Genomic DNA, 19,080 nt, shown 5'->3' on the forward strand with positions numbered 1-19,080 from the left:
GTACTTCCACTATGAGAAAACAGTGCGGTCGTTAAAGGATGTGTCGCTTTTGAAACTCTCCAGAAAATTATCCGGTTATACAAATAGTTGGACGCTCTTCACCATAGCTATCGTTGTTCTGATCCTGATCCCCAATCTCTCCATCTTCACTAACTTTTTCACCAGAAAAGCAGAAAACTGGGAACACATACAAACGTACATTTTACCAGACCTGTTAACGAACACGGGCCTTCTCATCATAGGCACCGGATTATTCACGATTCTTATCGGGACAAGTCTAGCTTGGATTATTTCCGCGTATGACTTCCCTCTGCGTGGATTTTTTAAATGGGGGCTCATTCTTCCCCTTGCAGTTCCTCCTTATATTGCCGGATACACATACAATGGGATCCTCAATTATACAGGAGTCATTCAAACTACGTTAAGAAACCAGTGGGGAGTGGAAGTGAATCAGGACTACTTCAACATCCTGAACTTACCCGGAGCTGTTCTCATTTTCACATTATTTCTCTACCCTTACGTCTATACGATAACGCGGGCCTTCCTTGCCAACCAATCCGCTTCGTTAATTGAAAATGCCCGTTTATTGGGACGGAATCCAATGGAAATATTCTTCCGTGTCGTCCTCCCGGTGTCCAGAGGTGCAGTTGTAGGAGGAGCGAGCCTCGTTCTATTAGAAGTGCTGAATGATTATGGGGTCGTTCAATACTTTGGTGTTCCCACATTCAGCACAGCCATTTTTCAAACTTGGTTCGGAATGAATGATTTGAACGCAGCAATCAAATTATCTGCCACACTTATGATGATCGTATTTATTGTACTGCTGCTTGAAAGATGGCTGCGGGGCAGGAAGAAATATAGTACGACTACAGCCAAAGCCAGACCATTGACACCAATTCGTTTACATGGTGTAAAGGCAGCCATGGCATTTCTTTACTGTTTCCTTATCTTTGCTGCAGGGTTCTTGATCCCTGTGCTTCAGTTGGTTGATTGGCTGTTCCTGACGTATAAAAAGATCCCCTGCATTTGCACAATTAATATGGAATTCTCTCCTTGTGTCTATTGCAGGTGCAATGATTGTCACCCTATTCGCTGTCATCATTGCTAATTTTTCAAGGATGCATCAAAGTTTTCTTTCCAAATTAGCATCCAAGTCGACCATTCTCGGTTACTCTATTCCAGGGGCCGTGATTGCAGTGGGAATCAGCACTGTATTCATTGACCTGGATGAGAAGCTTTCCTTGTTCTATCAACAAACGGGTCTGGAAAGCCGGCTCTTCCTGAGCACAAGTCTGATCATACTGGTGTCCGCCTATATCATACGCTTTCTGGCAGTTGGTTATAATTCCATAGAAGCTGGTTTTGATAAGATAGGCAACAAGTACACCGAGGCATCCAGAATGCTGGGAATGAACGTGACGCAGTCGTTCTTCAAAGTAGATCTCCCTATGCTGAAAGGGCCCATCATCAGTGGATTTCTACTGGCTTTCATTGAGATAATAAAAGAACTTCCCTTGACCTTGATCCTTCGGCCGTTCAACTTCGACACGCTGTCAACCAATGCGTTTAAGTATGCCAGCGATGAGAAAATACAGGAAGCAGCTCTGGCATCGATCATTATTGTATTGATCAGCGCCTTGGCTATCTACATTTTTTATCAAGTATTAGAAAAGGAGCCTACATGATATGTTTGTGACCATTCAGGACCTTACCTTCAAATACAAGAATGTGAAATCGTACACAGTCGATCACTTGAACCTTCATATTAAAAAAGGAGAAATTATTTCCATCCTTGGCGAAAGCGGAAGCGGAAAGAGTACAGTCCTACGCCTTTTATGTGGACTGGAAAAGCCTGAGAAAGGGCGCATTGTCATTAACGAGGAGACGATGACGGATGATCATACCTTCGTTCTTCCTGAAAAACGCGGAGTCGGTATGGTATTCCAAGACTATGCCTTATTCCCTCATATGACGGTTGCTGAGAACATCCGCTTCGGACTAAAAGGCATGAAGCAAAAAGAAAAGAAAATGCGCGTGGATGAAGTTTTGTCCTTAGTAAATATGACGGCATTTACAAAACGGTATCCGCATGAATTGAGCGGCGGACAGCAGCAGCGTATCGCTTTGGCCCGGGCACTTGCCCCAAAACCTTCTCTGTTATTATTAGATGAGCCTTTCAGTAATCTTGATGCGGATTTACAAATTAAAATCCGGAGTGAGTTGAAGGACATTATTAAAAAGACAGGAACCACATCCATCCTGGTCACGCACGACCGGGAGGATTCCAAGGCGATAGCGGACAGGATTCTCACCATAAGAGACGGCGCAGCTTATAACTGGGAATCCATCTGCACAATGAAACAGGACCCTTCCCCCCAGTCACAACTTGTTCATATGAAATAAACGTAAAAGACGGGCTTCTTTTAAAGAAGCCCGTCTTTTAATCATTTATTTTTTCCAAGGCAGGTCTGTCCCGAACTTCTCTGCCAGTTCTTTCGATTCTTTCCTGCGGTTTTTGCGGTATTCATGTCTCTTCTGAGCTCCCGCATGGAGCCATTTCTCTTCTTCTGATTCCGGATAGACTCCAGGCACTGGAGAAGGTTCATTATTCTCATCCACGGCAACCATGGACAGGAAAGCCGTCGTACATACTTTCCGTTCACCGGAAAGCAAATTCTCTGTCGTCGCTTTTACGAACACTTCCATCGATGTGTTATGTGTCCAAGTGACGAAGGCCTCCAGGCAGATCGTATCTCCTTCAAAAACCGGCTGCAGAAAGTCTACAGAGTCCGTTGAAGCGGTGACAACGGGTTTACGACAATGACGGACGGCGGCAATAGCGGCTACGTCATCAATATGGGCCATCAACTTTCCTCCGAACAATGTTCCGTGGCTGTTCGTATCCGGTGGGAGCACGTGTGAACTTTTAACAGTCAGTGAATCTATACATGGTTTTGCTTCCATCGTCTCTGTCCTCTCTTCTATGTGAAATCGTTCTCTGTTCCTATTATACCATGTTCTTCCGTTCTCACTCTCTTCTAAAAAACTGGACCTCGAAAACAGCCCCGGTCCCGTTCTTCTTGTTGGACGCGCTGATTTCTCCACCGCTCCGCTCAATAATGGCTCTGGCAATAGCGAGACCAAGACCTGTTTCTCCTCCTTTTCCTTTAATGAAACGCTCAAACAATTGTGGAAGCAATTCTTCCGGAATACCTCCTCCATCGTCTATAACACGGACCAAAAAACGATTCTCTTTCTCTTCCGTTTCGATAGAGACCTTCGTTTCGGCATGACGAACGGCGTTGCTTAAAATGTTGATCAGCGCCTGCAGTACTCTTTCCGGATCTACATTGGCGCGGAACGGCCTTGCATTTCCCATCTCCAACGCAATTTCTTTGTCTCTCGCCAATGGATAGATCAAGTCTTTGGCCTGATTGGCTATTTCAGAGAGATCCGTGTCTTCCGGATGGTAGACGTCTTCATTACTGTCCAGCTTAGCGAGTAAGATCATTTCATTTACAATCTTCTTCAATCGTTCCGTTTCGCTTACCATTACATTCAAGCCCTTTTCTCTTGCTTCCCCTTCAAACACCCCGTCCCTGATCCCTTCGGCATAACCTTGGATAGACATCAACGGGGTCTTCAATTCATGGGAGGCATTTTGGAAGAACTGCTTCTGCGAATGAATGTAGCGCGAGAGTTCTTTCGCCATCTGCCTTACGCTCTGCTCCACTTCCCGGATTTCTCCGGAAGCTTCCACCTCCTGAACATCAGAAAACTGCCGTTTCTCAATTTTCTTTAATTCTCGTTTCAATTTCGTCAGTGGAGTGACGAGCCTCCAAGTCAGCACATAGCTGACGATGATAGCCATGAACAGACCGATTACGAAAACAGCAAGCATCCGGAGCGCGAAGACGGATTGGACAGCCTGCAGGTCATTGAGCGGTGTAGCCATCACCAATACTTGATCGTTTCCGGAGTTCACTGCAAAATCGTAGACCACATATTTCTCTTCCCGGCTCTCCCACACTTCCTGCCCCATCAATTCATCCTCATACCTGTCGATCCAGGTGTATGCGATGTCTGCCGGCATCGTCCGGAACAATACTTCCCCCGTACTCCTGTCGAATAGAAGGATCGGATAATTTCTATCTTGAATCAGCTCGGACAACTGTGTGTTCCTGTCGGGTCCGTCTTCATTAATGACGTTGATCAGCAATTCGGCTCTCCCCTTCAATTGTCTCTGTTCGTCCTGAATCAGCATATCCATGAGCAGAGAATAAATGAAGAAAGCGGTAATGGACATGATTGCGATGATCAAGGCAGCAAATGCGGCATTCAGCTGGTATTGAAGCTTCATGACCCCTTCTCCCGGAGCCGGTAGCCATGTCCCCAAACGGTCTCAATCGGAAGCTGGCTCATTTTCTTCCGCAACCTTTTGATGAGATCATCCACCGCCCGATCGCTTCCGAAGTAGTCCTCTCCCCACACCTTGATGAGAAGTTCCTCCCGGGAAAAAGCACGATTAACTTGGGATGCGAGGATGCGGAGCATTTCGAATTCTTTTGTCGTCACTTCCACCTCTTCGGATCGGAAGTAAGCCCGACGCTCGGAATAACTCAACTCCAGCTCCCCTGCGATAACCCTGTCTCCCTGTTCTTCGGAGACAGGTCGTAATGCTTCCCATCTCTTTAAATGACGCTTCACACGCGCCATCAACTCTCTCGGGCTGAAGGGCTTCGTCAAATAATCATCTCCACCAAGCTCCAGCCCCAGGATTTTATCGACTTCATCATCCTTCGCTGATATGATTAAAATGGGTACTTCCGACGTCTGCCTTATCTTCTTACAAAACTCATACCCGTCCATACCTGGAAGCATAATATCCAGCACCCACAAGTCAGGTGTCTCTTCCTCAAATACCTCCCACGCCTTTTCAGCCGTATCGGAAGCGTAGACACGATAGCCTTCTTTCTTCAAATATCCTTCCACAATATCTCTTATATTCGGATCATCTTCTACAAGACCGATCTTATAGTCCATGCTTATTCCTCCTTCAAACGATCGTCCTCTACTTATTTTCTCATATTAGCGGGCGTTCTCCCTTCATTACACACTTTTTCCACATTTACTCCAAAGTCATTCCATATATCGAGCGTATTATAAAGAATGTAAGAGACATCAAGAGACATACATCGAAACGAAGAGAAAGGAGCCAGCGCTTCTCTATGTTTGATGACGAAAAACAGAAAAAACACCGAAAAAGCCAGTATAAGCGTTCTGGATTGGCCTTCAGCGTCCTAGGTGCCATCATCGCTGTTTTTCTTGTTACGACTGTGTTCCAATGGAAAGGAATTTCCATCCATATCAACACAGATCAGCCTACTGCTCAAGCGAACGAACTTGAGATTGGAGAAACACAAGAGGCCGTAACACAGGCGATAGATGAAGCCTCCCCAGCAGTCGTCGGGATAAGCAATATCCAGAATGGTTCACAAGGTGCAGAAAAAGCCGGTACTGGATCCGGGGTCATTTATAAGAAAGACGGTGATAAAGCTTTTGTTGCCACCAACCATCACGTAGTAGAGAATGCTTCCGAACTGGAAGTCATTTTAAGTGATGGAACGAAAGTGAATGCCGAATTGAAAGGCAGTGACCCGTTAACAGATCTAGCCGTTTTACAGATAGATAGCGAACACGTCCAAAAGGTTGCCCGGTTGGGTGAAGCGAAAGACGTAGAGGTCGGCCAGACAGCCATAGCCATCGGTAACCCGCTAGGCATGGAGTTCGCTGGATCAGCCACCAAAGGTATTGTCAGTGGTCTTAAAAGGGATATCCCTGTAGATATTAACGGAGACCAACAGCCAGACTGGCAGACCGAAGTGATCCAAACGGATGCTGCCATCAACCCAGGAAACAGTGGTGGGGCATTGATAAATCTGCAAGGGGAAGTCATTGGGATTAACTCGATGAAAATTGCCAAAGCAGAAGTGGAAGGCATCGGATTTTCCATCCCGATGGATGTAGCCAAGCCAGTCATCGAGGACCTGGAATCCAAAGGACAAGTAGAACGGCCTTATATGGGCGTTTCACTCCAAGATGTCACTCAGGTACCTAATCAAATCCTGCAGGATGAATTAGGGCTCCCGGAGGATGTTAAAGGAGGCGTGCTTGTACAGGGTATCGAACAAGGTTCCCCCGCCCAAAAGGCAGGAATCGACCGGTACGATGTCATTACGGAAATCGATGGGGAAGAAATAAAATCCCTCATTGATCTAAGAAAGTATCTTTATAACGAAATGGACGATGGAGATACTGCAGATTTGACCGTTTATCGTGACGGCAGCCCAATGAATATAAAACTTACGCTAACCTCTCAATAAGAACAACAGATAAGCTATTAATTTGATATGTCTTGAAACGTCTGGCGGTTAAAGGGGACCAGGCATACGATCCCCCCTCCAACCAATGCCTGATTGAACTTTGCCGCAGACCTTTCAGACACCATTATTATAACCAACCTCTCTCGAAAGAGCCCCTGCGCATTGCGCAGGGGCTCTTTTTATTTCCGCTTCTATTTAAAGAATCGGTGATAACAGCCTGGAAATGGCTTCTTTAAACCTTATCCATTTCGATCTGGATTGATAGAGCTTCAAAGTGAGCTCTGTCGAATCTGCAATGTCTTCCTGAAATCGGTCTGCCAGGGTTTTGGAGATATCCGGATGGTAGAGGAAGGCATTGACCTCGAAATTCAACCGAAAGCTTCGAACATCGATGTTTGCTGTTCCGACGGATGCTATATTCCCATCAACTACTAACGTTTTCGCATGCAGGAACCCCTTTTGATATACATAAATGGTTGCTCCCGCCTTCAGCATATCGCCGATATTGGAGTAAGTAGCCCAGTATACGAATGGATGATCCGGCTTGTTGGGGATCATAATCCTGACGTCGACCCCGGAAAGGACAGCTACGCGGAGTGCATCCAGCAAACTGTCATCAGGAATGAAGTAAGGCGTTTGAATGTACACATAATCCTTAGCAGACAGAATCATCTTAATGTACCCATGCTTGATCTGCTCCCATTCGGAATCCGGCCCGCTGGAAACGATCTGCATGCCGACATCCCCCTTCGGTTCCGCCTGATAATAACGCTCTTCATAGACGATATCCCTTCTGGAAGCCTGATTCCAGTCGAGAATGAAGCGCGTCTGCATGTGATTGACCGTTTCCCCTTCCACTCTCAAATGCGTATCACGCCAGTATCCGAAACGCTTGTTGAACCCTAAGTATTCATCGCCGATGTTGAAACCGCCGATGTAACCGATCTTCCCATCAATAATTGCCAGTTTTCTATGATTACGATAATTGATTTTGAAATTGACCTTTGGAATAAGAGACGGAAAGAAAGACTCGACTTGAACTCCTGCCTCGACCAGCTTCTTCTTGTACTTTCTCTTCAAGAGCCTCGAGCCCATATCATCATATAGTAATTTTACCTCAAGTCCCTGCTGTGCTTTCCTTATCAGGACGTCCGCCAGCCTCTGCCCGAGATTATCATCTCTAAGAATATAATACAGCAGATGAATGTGATCCTCCGCTTCTTCAATATCCTGCATCAGAGCATGGAATTTCTTCTGGCCGTCCGTGAATATTTCCACTTCATTGTTCTGGGACAGCAATGCATCATTATTCTTTAAGTGCATATAAATTAAATCTTCATATGGAATGATGTCCTCATGATACACTTCCAGCTTATCCTCCTTGATCGCCTGCAGCTGCTCCTGCACAGCGGTCAGTAAGCCAAGCCTGCTTTTCTTATCCCACGTAAAAATTTCTTTGTTGCTCAAACGCCTTCCGAAGATTAAGTATAAGATAAAGCCGACGATCGGTAAGAACAACAAGACCATCAACCATGCCCACGTCGCACTTGCATCCCTTCGTTCGAGGAACACAATCGCCAGAGCGAGAAGAACGTTAAATGCTAGGAGAAAGCTGAGTATGTGAGGTAAAAAATCCATTGGAATCACCTGCCTTTACCTATCTTACGATTATTATTTAAATATACCACACTCATCCCCGAAACCACCCTGATTAAAACAGAGGGATATCTCTTCCGCTTCATAAGAAAAAAGGGAGATGCTTCTTGATAAAGCATTTCCCTTTTTTCTGCATGGCTATTGATTCAGAAGAATACCGGCTTCTTGCAAGGCTTCTTCTGCTTCATCCAATGCTTCCTTATTATCCGCTGCTATCGTGTGGGTGTGAATACCTCCCGTGAGTTCCAAAAGATACGAGGCGTTGGTGGACTCGACCTTCCGAATGAACTTCTTCACATCCCGCCTGTTCGCTATGCGCAGCTGAGCTGTCAAGTCGCCGTAAATCGGATGTTCTACGACGACGTCCTGGACATGGACTCCGTGGTCAACAAGAATATTCAATTCTTCTTCCGTTGATTCACCGGCATGCTGGCAGACAATCGTCCGTTCGAATGCCATGTCTTCTTTCGCATCTGTCATGTACATGTACCCCTGACTAGTAGCGACAATCGGTTCATTGGCAGCTTTCAACAAGGACACATCGCCGACGATCACCTGGCGGGTCACGCTCATTTCCTCTGCCAGAGAGCTTCCCGTTACAGGAGTACGCTTCTGTTTCAATAACGTTAGAATATGGTCGCGCCGTTCACTTGCTTTCATTTTTTTAGAAGATTGACTCATCACATGACCCCTCCGTACGATTAACATAAGAACATTTTATCACAATCTGTATTTATTCTGGAAGCACACGTCCGTTAGCAATCAGGCGTGTTGAAAACCATCCAGCTTCCATTGTTCAATAGAGAATGTACTTTCACCGAGGGAGGTGAACAGAATATGTTCTTCTTCCGGCTGAGGGAAGATTCGTGAAGTCATAACTTCTTCCCCTTCATTTATGAATACTTCAAGAGAGGAGTGGTCGACGTACAAACGCATACTCTTCAACCCTTGTTCAAGGGCGACCCGACGGAATTCCGTTTTCGTTTTGTCCTCCAAATGGGGCCTGGACAAGGTGAGCACGCCGTCCTTATAACTTAAAGAAGCGTATTGGAAAAGCTCGATGGCGAATTGATCCTCAATTTTCTCAAACTCCAGGTTCCACTCAACGCTTTTCCCTTCTATCCCTCTGATTGCCTTTTGATCATTGTTAATCGTAATAGACGAATGAAGGAGCACCGGTCCTCTCATCTGCTTAAGCTCTTCCGCAGGCTTCTGAATGATCTGCGTGCCATTCCAGGTCAATTCTCTCGGAAGGGTCATGCAGTGAACCCACTGATATTCGATGGTTGGATGGGCCTGTTCATACTGGTCAGGCACACCCATCCATCCGAAGAGAAGCCTTCTCCCCTGTTCGTCCAGGGTCGTTTGAGGGGCATAGAACTCAAACCCTCGGTCTAGTTCCCGGAAGTCTTCGTGCTCAAGCTTTCCAGTGTTGTAATCAAGAGCACCTGCGAAGTATCCACTCTGATACGTATTGGCATAGTTCATACCTTGAGGTTGCAGCCCTTGAGGCGATACGATCAGGATGTCTTTTCCACCTAGTTCAAACAAGTCGGGACATTCCCACATATAACCGAAGGAGCCAAGGGTCCCCTCCCCGCTTCCTGTCACCGGACCCATCAACTCCCAGTTCTTTAAGTCTGATGACTGGAACATAACAACTTTCCCTTGAAGATCTTCGCTTTGTGCTCCAATGACCATATACCAATGATCGGCTTTCTTCCAAACTTTTGGATCTCTGAAGTGAGGTGTGTACCCTTCAGGAAGGTTGACAGCCACCCCTTGTTTCTCGAAGTGTACACCGTCTTGCGATACTGCGATGCATTGATAAGCCTCCCGGTTATCATTCTCGTCTTTTACATTTCCCGTATAGAAAAGATAGAGTTCATCATCATGAACCACTGCACTTCCTGAATAAACTCCGTTTTTGTCAAACCAGTCCGAAGGCGTCAAAGCTATGGGCTCATGCCGCCATTTCACTAAGTCTTCGGAGGCGTAATGGCCCCAAAACTTCGCACCATGGCCGGTGTCGAAGGGCATCCATTGGTAGAAAAGATGGTACGTACCTTTCCATTGAATAAATCCGTTCGGATCATTCAGCAGCCCGACCGGGGGCATATGATGATACTTCAGGCGGTAAGGATCGGATTCCACTGTGTCCTTATGCTTCTCCACTTCTTCGTTAGCTAGTCTTCGTAATTCTAAATCGCGTTCTGACAAAACGACGCCTCCCTTATTTCAAATATCCTTCGACCTCATCCAAGGTCGGTAATGCCGTCATTGCCCCTTTGGTCGCGGCCGCAAGCGCACCCGATACACTTGCAAAACGAGTAATCGATTCCATGTCTTCCATAGATAACTCGTCAACAGCTTGATTACGCTCGCTTAATTGATAAAGGATCCCTGAAACAAAGGCATCCCCCGCTCCTGTGGTGTCGACAGCTTTTACTTTCATAGCCGGAACGTGGACATGACCGGAATTTGTAAACAGATGACTTCCTTCCCCGCCCATCGTTACGTAAAGCAATGGAATGTCATACGATGCAAGTGCTCTTACACCTTTATCTATTTCCTGTTCCCCTGTAAGAAATTCCAATTCTTCTTCTGAGATTTTCACAACATCCGCCTCTCCGAGCATAGAAAGAATTGTTTCTTTCGCCTGCTCTCCGGAAGGCCACAACCCGAGTCGGAGGTTAGGATCATAAGAAACAATCATCCCTTCTTCTCGGGCACGCGCAACCGCCTTCTTGGTAGCAGACTTCGAAGGCTCATTGATCATGGAAATCGAACCGAAGTGGAATAAGTTATGAGCTCGGAATAAATCATCATCAATCTCTTCTTCCTCAAGAAAACGATCGGCACTTGGGTCGATGTAGAAATCAAAGCTTCGTTCTCCGTCTTCCCCAAGCGTAACGAATACGACACCGGTCCTCGTGTCCTGCGTTAAGTACATGTGGTCCGTATGTACACCATAGCTGCCCAGTGTCTCTTTCAAAAAGCGTCCGAGTACGTCGTCTCCTACTTTACCGAGGAACGTAGATTTTGCTCCAAGCCGTGCAAGACCGACGGCTACGTTAGCAGGTGCCCCACCGGGACTTTTTTGAAAATTTATGTTCTGATCATCCAAAGGGATAAAATCGATCAGGGCTTCTCCTAAACTGATGATACCTTTCTTCATATCACTCATCCTCTCTTTACAATTGGCCGTTCCCTTACCATTGGGACAAACTCTGTTTTCATTATACGTCGTTCCCGGTAACGTTTCCAATCCTAATCTAAGAAAGTTTCCGATCTAAAAAAAAGCCCTTGAAATACCTCATCAAGGGCTTGTCCTTTTATTTTGTCTGGAGTGTGGCAACGGTCGTCTGACCTGCGCTTGCACCGTCGGAATAAGCAGGGTCGAATTGATCGACGATATCATCATAGTTCGTGATGACCACTGGTGTAATCGTGCTTTTCGCTTTCTCTTTCACTAATTCAACATCGAACGTGATCAAATGATCTCCGACATCCACGTGGTCGCCGGTTTTCACATGTCCTTCAAACCCTTCTCCTTCCATGGAGACGGTTTCAAGACCGATATGGACAAGAACTTCCACACCGGATTTCGTTTTAATTCCGATCGCGTGATTCGTCGGGAACAGCTGGACAATTTCTCCGGAAACGGGTGCCACGACCTTTCCGTCGCTGGGTTCGACAGCGATTCCGTCCCCCATCATCCGCTGACTGAATACAGGGTCGTCCACTTCGTCCAGAGGTACAACCTTACCATTTACAGGTGCTACGATTTGCTCTTCTACACTTTTCTTACCAAATAGTTTCTTAAACATACTGCATCGTCCCTTTCTGCTTATCATTTGTATTTAGAGGGTATTGCTGTCCGTTTCCTTCCTCACATTATCCATGTGTTTCTTTTCCCTTCAAAAAATAAGGTAAACGCGGAACCTTTGTCCATTTAAAGAAGAAGCCGGTTCAAATTGCTCCGGCTTCTTCCCGCTCACACGGATAATGCTTGATATATATCATGCCAAATATCATCAGCTGCTTCAAGTCCTACGGACAGGCGGATCAGCGAATCGGTAATCCCCATTTCTTCCCTTTTGTGTGCCGGTACGACTGCATGGGTCATCGAGGCGGGGTGCTGAATAAGCGTCTCCGCATCCCCAAGGCTGACGGCAATCCGAATAAACGATAATCTGTCAATGAAGTTCTGCGCCTCACGCTTGCCTCCACTCAGTTCAAAAGCAACGACTCCACCGCCATTTCTCATCTGCCGGCCGGCCGGGCTGTCTATCTCCCTTACTCCAGGATAATAGACACGCTCTACTCTCGGGTGAGAAGCCAGCTTATCAGCAATCACTTGTGCATTTGAACTGTGGCGATCCATACGGACATGGAGCGTTTTTAATCCTCTCAAAAGCAGCCAGGCATCAAAAGGAGACAATACTCCACCTATGTCCTTCTGTTCCGACATTCGAAGACGGTTCATGAATTCTTCATCGCCGACCACAAGACCTGCAATAACATCTCCGTGTCCGCTGATATATTTCGTCGCACTATGGATAACAATATCGCACCCTTTTTCCAATGGGCGCTGGAGATAAGGGGTGCAGAATGTATTGTCCACCACGACCGGAACACCATATTCCTTAGCTGCTTTTGCGACCATCTCAAGATCAATCACCCGCATTGTAGGATTAATCGGCGTTTCAATGAAGACACACGTCGTCCTATCCGTTATTTGCTCCCGCACTTCCTCTTCTGTCCTCATATGACTGAAACTGTGTGTAATGTCATACTTCTCCTCCATCATGGTAAGCAGCCCGAATGTACATCCGTACAACCCGTTGGAACACAGGATATGATCCCCTGTTTTCGTCAGGGCGATCAACACAGCGGAAACAGCTGCCATTCCCGATGCAAAAGCAAGCCCTTTCTCGCCGCCTTCCAACACAGCGATTCTATCTTCCAACGCCCGCACGGTCGGGTTTCCGAGGCGCGTATATATATACCCTTCCTCTTCCCCGGCAAATCGGCGCTCCCCCTCCGCAGCCGATGAGAACGAAAAAGTGGACGTTTGAAAAATCGGTGCTGCTAAACTTCCTTCGTAGTTTCTTTCCGGACCACCATGGATCATCTCTGTCTCTATCTGTTTTTTCTCCCTTTTCATACCTATCTCTCCCACCTATATATTGTAAGCGTTTACAATAATCTTAACAAAAGAAGGAGGGAAAGACCTCCTTCTTAACTACTATATTCTATGCGGGGGCTCGCCTTCTGTTTCCTTCTTCCATGGAGAACCATATAAATGATGATCCCGGCAAAAACAAGGAAGGAACTATTGAAATACAGAGAAGAAAAGCCGATTCCTGATGCCACTGCTCCTACTACGTAAGAGCCGACACCCATTCCCGTATCGAAGATTGCGAAGAAAGTAGCTGTCGCGGCACCGGGGCGCTCCGGCACTTTTTTCAATGCAATCGTTTGAAAGCTCGGGACGATGGTTCCCCAGCCTAAGCCGATCAAACCGCCGGAGATGAGCAGCAGCAAGCCGCTGTCTGCGATGCTCAATAGAATCATTCCGATTCCAAAAACGGCAATCGCAGGAACGACGATGACATTCTCTCCGTGCTGATCAAACCATTTGCCTGTAAATGGACGAGAAAGGAGGAGCACGACCGCATATACGACAAAGAAGAATGTTGCATATGTTTCCAGTCCCAGCCCCTTCGCATACACGGATACAAACGACAGCACCCCGGAGTACGCGAGCGCCATCACTGCTCCCGTCAGCGCAATCGGGATGACCGTTACTTCAAAGAGGCCTGACACTTTCGGAACGAAGCTACGCTGCATCGATCCACTACGTTCCTCCGATATCGTAATAAACAGAGCCGTCACCAAAGCAGCAAAGGCGAAGACAAGGCACGTCAGGAACATGAAACGAAACCCCGTATTCTTAACAAGGAACAGCCCAAGGAAAGGTCCGATGACCATGGCAATATTCATAGACATGGCAAAGTATCCCATCCCCTCGCCTTTCCTCTGAACTGGAATAACATCTGCCGCCATCGCGCCCAGAACCGTCGTCCCCATACCAAATCCGATTCCTTGAAGAAAACGAATAGCGAGTACAGCCGTAAATGCGTCCGTCAACAGGTACAAAACTGCACTGACTCCAAAAATGGAGAGAGCGGTCAGAGCAATGCGGCGCCTTCCAATCGTCTCCACCCAATGTCCCGTCAATGGACGGATGAGAATGGCAGCGATAAGAAAGATCGTAATGACAAGTCCAGCTTCCCCCTCCCCGACGTGAAGACCGTCCATTGCATACAACGGCATCGTAACGAACATTAAGTAAAAGACGAGAAATAAGAAAAAGTTACTGGCGCATACCGTCAAAAAATTCTTCGTCCATAGTGGTTCCTTTTCCATCAATTTGACTTCCTTCTTTCCTTCGAAATTATATCCGATAAATGCTTGATTAAAGACTCAAGATCCCGTTCATTATCCGCACCCAGTTCCTTCAGAAGCCTTTCTTCTGAATCTTGGATGGCTTGCTGCCATCTCGGGAATGCTTTTGTGCCAGCCTCGGTAAGAGTGATGTCATTTGTTCGTTGATCTTCGCTGGGACCTTTGGATACGTATCCCAAACTCTCTAATTTAACGATGACCCTCGACAAAGGAGGCGCTTCGATATTAAGCCGCTCTCTCAATACGGACTGCGTCATCACTCCTCCATTGGAATACAGTTGGAACAGGACAGCCCAATGGGACATGTAGATTTCTTCCTCCTTGAGCGCTTCATTCAAATATTGATTCACATTACGGGATAATTGCTGAATGTGGTGAAAGATGAGTGACACTATACTCCTCCTTTCTTTACCTAGGTAACGGTTGTTGTAAAAAAATACTCTCTAAACACATAAAGAGTATTTTAACATGATGTTCCAGGTCTGTCTATTCTGTTATTTTTTCCATAAAGTTCTCTTGAAACAGCTCTTCCGTCCAAGAGACAGCCTGGGCGTATATTTCAAACACCGTAGACACGTTCAAAGGCATCCCGCCTAACGACTCTCCCAGCTTCTGAAAATCTGCCGTCTCCAAATGGACGGCCAATTCAAGGATTTTCCGGAAACGGTTTTCACCGCCTTGAAGAGCTGCTAAGATATCTGCCTCCAGCGGCAGGGTGCTTACTGCTTCCGCCAATGGGCGCTGAGTGATGACATCAATAAGAGAAAGAAATCCCGTTAGGAAATGTCCGTCTGCCATATCTCCTTCTCCTGAAGCCAAAGCCAGTTGTTCACACACCTTTGCCCTGGTCAGACTCGTTTTCATAACCAATTGCTCCCGAGGGTGCGTGGGAGGAGCAGCATTCTCTACCGTCAAGACGTACATCCACTTTTTCAGCGTCTCGGTGCCCAGCAGCATGACTGCCTGCTTGATGGAGTGAATGGAATACTTCGGCTTATAAAGGGAAGAATTGATCAAGCGGAGCAGTTTATAAGTTAATGCGAGGTCCTGCTCCAATATGGATGTCACCTTATCGACATCGACTGACTCCTCCAGAACAGACAATTCACGAATTAACCGCAGATACGTAATGTTCAGCGGCATAATAGAAGACGCTTGGACGATAACAGGCTTGCTGTAATAAAATCCTTGAAACAATCGGAAGCCTTCCTTCATACAACGCTGGTGTTCTTCCAATGTCTCCACCTTCTCTGCAAGAAGAGTCAAAGAGAAATCTTCCGCCAGCTGGATGATCTTCCTACGATTTTCATCAGAAACCGCTCGTACGTCCACTTTTAGAATATCAACATAATGCAGAAGTTCCATCAAGGCCGGCCTGTTAATATCGATCATGTCATCCAGGGCTATTAAGTACCCTTTCTGCTTCAAGTCCCTGCACACCCGGATCAAATCCAGACTTAAAGAGACGTTCTCGAGAATCTCGATGACCAGCTGATCCGGACGGAAATATTCCGGTACTTTCTCCAGCAATAAGTCTTCCGTAAAGTTAATGAAACATGGTTTGTTCCTGGAAAGGCGCTCCAAACCGATTGTAATAAACCCGTTCATCAACACCTCAGACGTCGCCTTGTTCGGATCTACCGGCACAAAACGATTCTCTTCACTATTCCTATATAACAATTCATAACCGAACACTTCATCGGCAACCGTTAAAATCGGCTGTCTCGCCACAAACACATACATTTTCCAACCTCCCTCCAACGCACGCATACACTTCCTCAATTATACTACAAACCCATTTACTTGTTAATTTTGGAGAGGATATACATGAAACGGTAAAGAAAGGAAATAATGAAGATAAAGAAACATTCATAGGAGGAAAAGCATGGGACATCACGAGAAATGGACACAACCAGAGCCGATGTGGCGCGAAAATTTACGCCTGCCTGCTTTCGAAGCACTCAAAGAAAATAAACAAACAGAAGTCACAGTCGTCGGCGGTGGCATCACAGGAATTACAACCGCTTATCTGCTTGCAAAAGAAGGCAGACAGGTAACCCTGATTGAATCAGATGTACTGTTGAATGGGACCAGCGGCCATACGACTGCTAAAGTAACGGCCCAGCACGGGCTGATCTACAATGAATTGTTAAAACACTTCGGGGAAGAATCGGCTGCCTTATACTACCAGGCTCAGATGGATGCACTCCAAACCATGGAGAATCTTATTACCAAACACAAGATTGACTGTGAATGGGAGAAAGAAGATGCATTTCTATTCTCCACTACGAAGCAGGGAGCTCATAAGCTCGAACAAGAATACGAGGCCTATCAAAAACTGAAAATTGAAGGTGCGATCGGAGACGAGGTCCCTTTTGACAGTGATGCCAACCGGACGCTCCTCATGACAAACCAGGCGCGATTTCATCCAGTGAAGTATTTGAAAGGACTTGTCGACGAATTTATCCGTCTTGGCGGCGAAGTCTGCGAACACACAAAGGCCGTGGACGTGAAAGAAGCCGAAAGAGTTCATGTACGCACCGGGGAAGGGTTCACACTTACAAGCGACTACGTCATCTCCTGCAGCCACTTCCCTTTCTATGACGGAAAGGGCCTCTACTTCAGCCGCATGTATGCAGAACGCTCTTATGTCATAGCTATTGAGCCGGAAAAGGCCGTACCACCAGGGATGTACATCTCTATTGATGAACCTAAACGCTCGATAAGAACAGCCGACTACAACGGAACTTCTGTACTGCTGATCGGAGGCGAAAGCCACAAAACAGGCCAGGGTGTCGATACTTCCTTTCACTACCGGGCCTTGGAAGAATTCGCCTCCGAGACATTCGGCATAAAACAGAAGCTGTTTCAGTGGTCTGCGCAAGACTTGACGACGCTTGATAAAGTACCTTATATCGGACCAATAACAAGGAACAATCATCGGGTTTTGATCGCTTCCGGCTTCCGCAAATGGGGCATGACGAACGGAACACTCGCAGCCATGCTGCTTCGTGATTATGTTATGAGAGAGCAGTCCCTCTATCACGAATTATTCAAGCCGGCCCGTTTCAAAGCAGATCCAAGCATGAAACACTTCCTGTCTCAGAATTTTGATGTCGCCAGTCACTTAATCGAAGGAAAACTGGAACTTGTCGCTGACCGTCCGGAAACATTGGATAAGGGCGAAGGGATGGTTGTCCAATGGAAAGGAGAGCGCGCCGGCGCCTTTAGAGATGAAGAAGGGAAGCTTCATGTTTTGGATACAACCTGTACCCATCTAGGCTGCGAAGTGGAGTGGAACAATGCTGAACGCACCTGGGACTGTCCATGCCATGGATCGCGTTTCGCTTTTGACGGGTCTGTGATGGAAGGACCTGCCGACCGTCCGCTTATGAAGCTTGCTGTAGAAGACGAAAAAGATATTCCTGTCCAACTAGAAGAGGATTCGAATGGAAATCAAGATCAAATCTGATTCGATAAAACCAGACACCACTTCCTCAGGTGTCTGGTTTTATTATCTTTCCTGCGTCTTTTTCCCTGCTGTCCTTTCCAGGAATCGGTGCTATAATGATTCGTATGAAAAATTTTAAGAGCCACACAGAAAGGACTTCTTCACATGGACAAAGAACAAAAAGCAGGCATCCTTCTCACTGCCGGTTCCTACATATGCTGGGGATTCCTCCCTATTTACTGGAAGTTGATTCAGCACATCCCAGCCTTTGAAATTCTCGCCCACCGGATCGTCTGGTCCTTCGTGTTCATGGGAATCGTGATTTTGGCTACTCGTAATTATCATGCATTCCTAAAACAGGCTCGATTGATTCTAAAAGATAAAAAACAGATCATCGGAATTGTATTTGCTTCGATCACCATCAGCATTAACTGGGTCGTTTACATACTGGCTGTCAATACAGGGCATGTGGTAGAGGCAAGTCTCGGCTACTACATTAATCCCCTGGTGAGCATCCTGCTCGGAATGATTATTCTTAAAGAGACATTTTCAAAAGCACAGTGGACCGCCTTCCTTCTTGCAGGTCTGGGCGTCCTCTACATGACATTCCATTTCGGTTCCATTCCATGGCTCGCCCTGCTGCTCGCATTCAGCTTCGGTGCGTATGGACTACTGAAGAAGCTCGTCCCGCTCCACGCTATGTTCGGACTTGCATTAGAAACCATGATTGTAACTCCTGTGGCCGTTGCCTTTCTTCTTCAACGACAATATGGGCAATGGGAAGAAATCACTGTGTTTTCATCAACAACTCTTCTCGTACTTGGTTCCGGTATCGTCACAGCCATCCCGCTGCTCTTATTCGGGGCAGGAGCGAAGCGAATCCCCTTGTCCATGGTCGGCTTCCTGCAGTACTTCGCTCCGACTATCATGCTTTTGATCGGCGTCTTCCTCTATGAAGAACCGTTCACATCCGTACACGCTGTATCCTTCAGTCTGATATGGGCAGGACTCGCCGTCTATACATTCAGCCGGATGAAGCGTCTGCAGAAATATTATAGAAAAGCGAGCTGATCCTTTACCGCCTCGCTCTTTAATCAAAAAAGCTCTCTGCGCACA

16 protein-coding genes and 1 pseudogene are annotated in these 19,080 nt (G+C 46.6%); 5 read left to right on the forward strand and 12 right to left on the reverse strand.

Going from position 1 to position 19,080, the window contains the following annotated elements; all coding sequences use genetic code 11:
• Positions 1-49: 49 nt before the first annotated feature.
• A pseudogene (locus M662_RS19785) lies at positions 50-1,685 on the forward strand (ABC transporter permease).
• 1 nt (position 1,686) lies between these two features.
• Positions 1,687-2,403, forward strand: a complete 717-nt coding sequence (locus tag M662_RS17850) for an ABC transporter ATP-binding protein (RefSeq protein WP_008634972.1) — start codon at positions 1,687-1,689, stop codon at positions 2,401-2,403.
• 45 nt (positions 2,404-2,448) lie between these two features.
• Here M662_RS17850 and M662_RS17855 read toward each other — a convergent pair whose 3' ends face one another.
• The 3 genes from M662_RS17855 to M662_RS17865 form a co-directional block, all read right to left on the reverse strand.
• Positions 2,449-2,964: an acyl-CoA thioesterase gene (locus M662_RS17855; RefSeq protein WP_008634970.1), complete on the reverse strand. Its 516-nt coding sequence runs from the start codon at positions 2,962-2,964 to the stop codon at positions 2,449-2,451.
• A 64-nt stretch (positions 2,965-3,028) separates the two neighbouring features.
• Positions 3,029-4,360, reverse strand: a complete 1,332-nt coding sequence (locus tag M662_RS17860; RefSeq protein ID WP_026577817.1) for a sensor histidine kinase — start codon at positions 4,358-4,360, stop codon at positions 3,029-3,031.
• Positions 4,357-5,043 (reverse strand): response regulator transcription factor, encoded by a 687-nt coding sequence (locus M662_RS17865; protein ID WP_008634967.1) that lies wholly within the window; start codon positions 5,041-5,043, stop codon positions 4,357-4,359. Before M662_RS17865 ends, M662_RS17860 begins: the two co-directional genes overlap by 4 nt.
• A 185-nt stretch (positions 5,044-5,228) precedes the next feature.
• Here M662_RS17865 and M662_RS17870 point away from each other — a divergent pair, with 185 nt between their 5' ends.
• Positions 5,229-6,383 (forward strand): S1C family serine protease, encoded by a 1,155-nt coding sequence (locus M662_RS17870; protein ID WP_008634965.1) that lies wholly within the window; start codon positions 5,229-5,231, stop codon positions 6,381-6,383.
• A gap of 195 nt (positions 6,384-6,578) precedes the next feature.
• Here M662_RS17870 and cls read toward each other — a convergent pair whose 3' ends face one another.
• From cls to M662_RS17915, 9 genes are all read right to left on the reverse strand, one after another.
• Complete coding sequence (gene cls, locus M662_RS17875) at positions 6,579-8,021, reverse strand: cardiolipin synthase (protein WP_008634964.1); 1,443 nt, start codon at positions 8,019-8,021, stop codon at positions 6,579-6,581.
• Between the two features lie 156 nt (positions 8,022-8,177).
• Entirely contained in the window at positions 8,178-8,720 is a 543-nt protein-coding gene (locus M662_RS17880) for a transcription repressor NadR (protein WP_026577816.1), read from the reverse strand.
• An 81-nt stretch (positions 8,721-8,801) separates the two neighbouring features.
• Positions 8,802-10,259 carry a glycoside hydrolase family 32 protein gene (locus M662_RS17885; protein ID WP_008634961.1) on the reverse strand — a complete coding sequence of 486 codons (1,458 nt, stop codon included), beginning with the start codon at positions 10,257-10,259 and terminating at the stop codon, positions 8,802-8,804.
• Between the two features lie 13 nt (positions 10,260-10,272).
• Complete coding sequence (locus M662_RS17890; RefSeq protein ID WP_026577815.1) at positions 10,273-11,217, reverse strand: aminoimidazole riboside kinase; 945 nt, start codon at positions 11,215-11,217, stop codon at positions 10,273-10,275.
• Between the two features lie 157 nt (positions 11,218-11,374).
• A complete protein-coding gene (locus tag M662_RS17895) occupies positions 11,375-11,869 on the reverse strand; it encodes a PTS sugar transporter subunit IIA (protein ID WP_026577814.1) in 495 nt (164 codons plus the stop codon).
• 167 nt (positions 11,870-12,036) lie between these two features.
• Positions 12,037-13,209 (reverse strand): methionine gamma-lyase, encoded by a 1,173-nt coding sequence (gene megL / locus M662_RS17900; RefSeq protein WP_026577813.1) that lies wholly within the window; start codon positions 13,207-13,209, stop codon positions 12,037-12,039.
• A 74-nt stretch (positions 13,210-13,283) separates the two neighbouring features.
• A complete protein-coding gene (locus M662_RS17905) occupies positions 13,284-14,474 on the reverse strand; it encodes an MFS transporter (protein ID WP_008634957.1) in 1,191 nt (396 codons plus the stop codon).
• Positions 14,474-14,905: a MarR family winged helix-turn-helix transcriptional regulator gene (locus M662_RS17910; protein ID WP_008634956.1), complete on the reverse strand. Its 432-nt coding sequence runs from the start codon at positions 14,903-14,905 to the stop codon at positions 14,474-14,476. Before M662_RS17910 ends, M662_RS17905 begins: the two co-directional genes overlap by 1 nt.
• A gap of 94 nt (positions 14,906-14,999) precedes the next feature.
• Positions 15,000-16,256, reverse strand: coding sequence for an EAL and HDOD domain-containing protein (locus M662_RS17915; RefSeq protein ID WP_026577812.1), 1,257 nt, complete (start codon positions 16,254-16,256; stop codon positions 15,000-15,002).
• 142 nt (positions 16,257-16,398) lie between these two features.
• On the opposite strand from M662_RS17915, the gene M662_RS17920 reads away from it, so the two are divergent.
• Positions 16,399-17,985 (forward strand): FAD-dependent oxidoreductase, encoded by a 1,587-nt coding sequence (locus M662_RS17920; protein WP_026577811.1) that lies wholly within the window; start codon positions 16,399-16,401, stop codon positions 17,983-17,985.
• 144 nt (positions 17,986-18,129) lie between these two features.
• Positions 18,130-19,035, forward strand: a complete 906-nt coding sequence (gene rarD / locus M662_RS17925) for an EamA family transporter RarD (protein WP_026577810.1) — start codon at positions 18,130-18,132, stop codon at positions 19,033-19,035.
• Positions 19,036-19,080 lie beyond the last annotated feature (45 nt).

This window comes from Bacillus sp. SB49 (assembly GCF_000469135.2).
In the GTDB taxonomy this organism is placed as follows: Bacteria; Bacillota; Bacilli; order Bacillales; family Halobacillaceae; genus Halobacillus.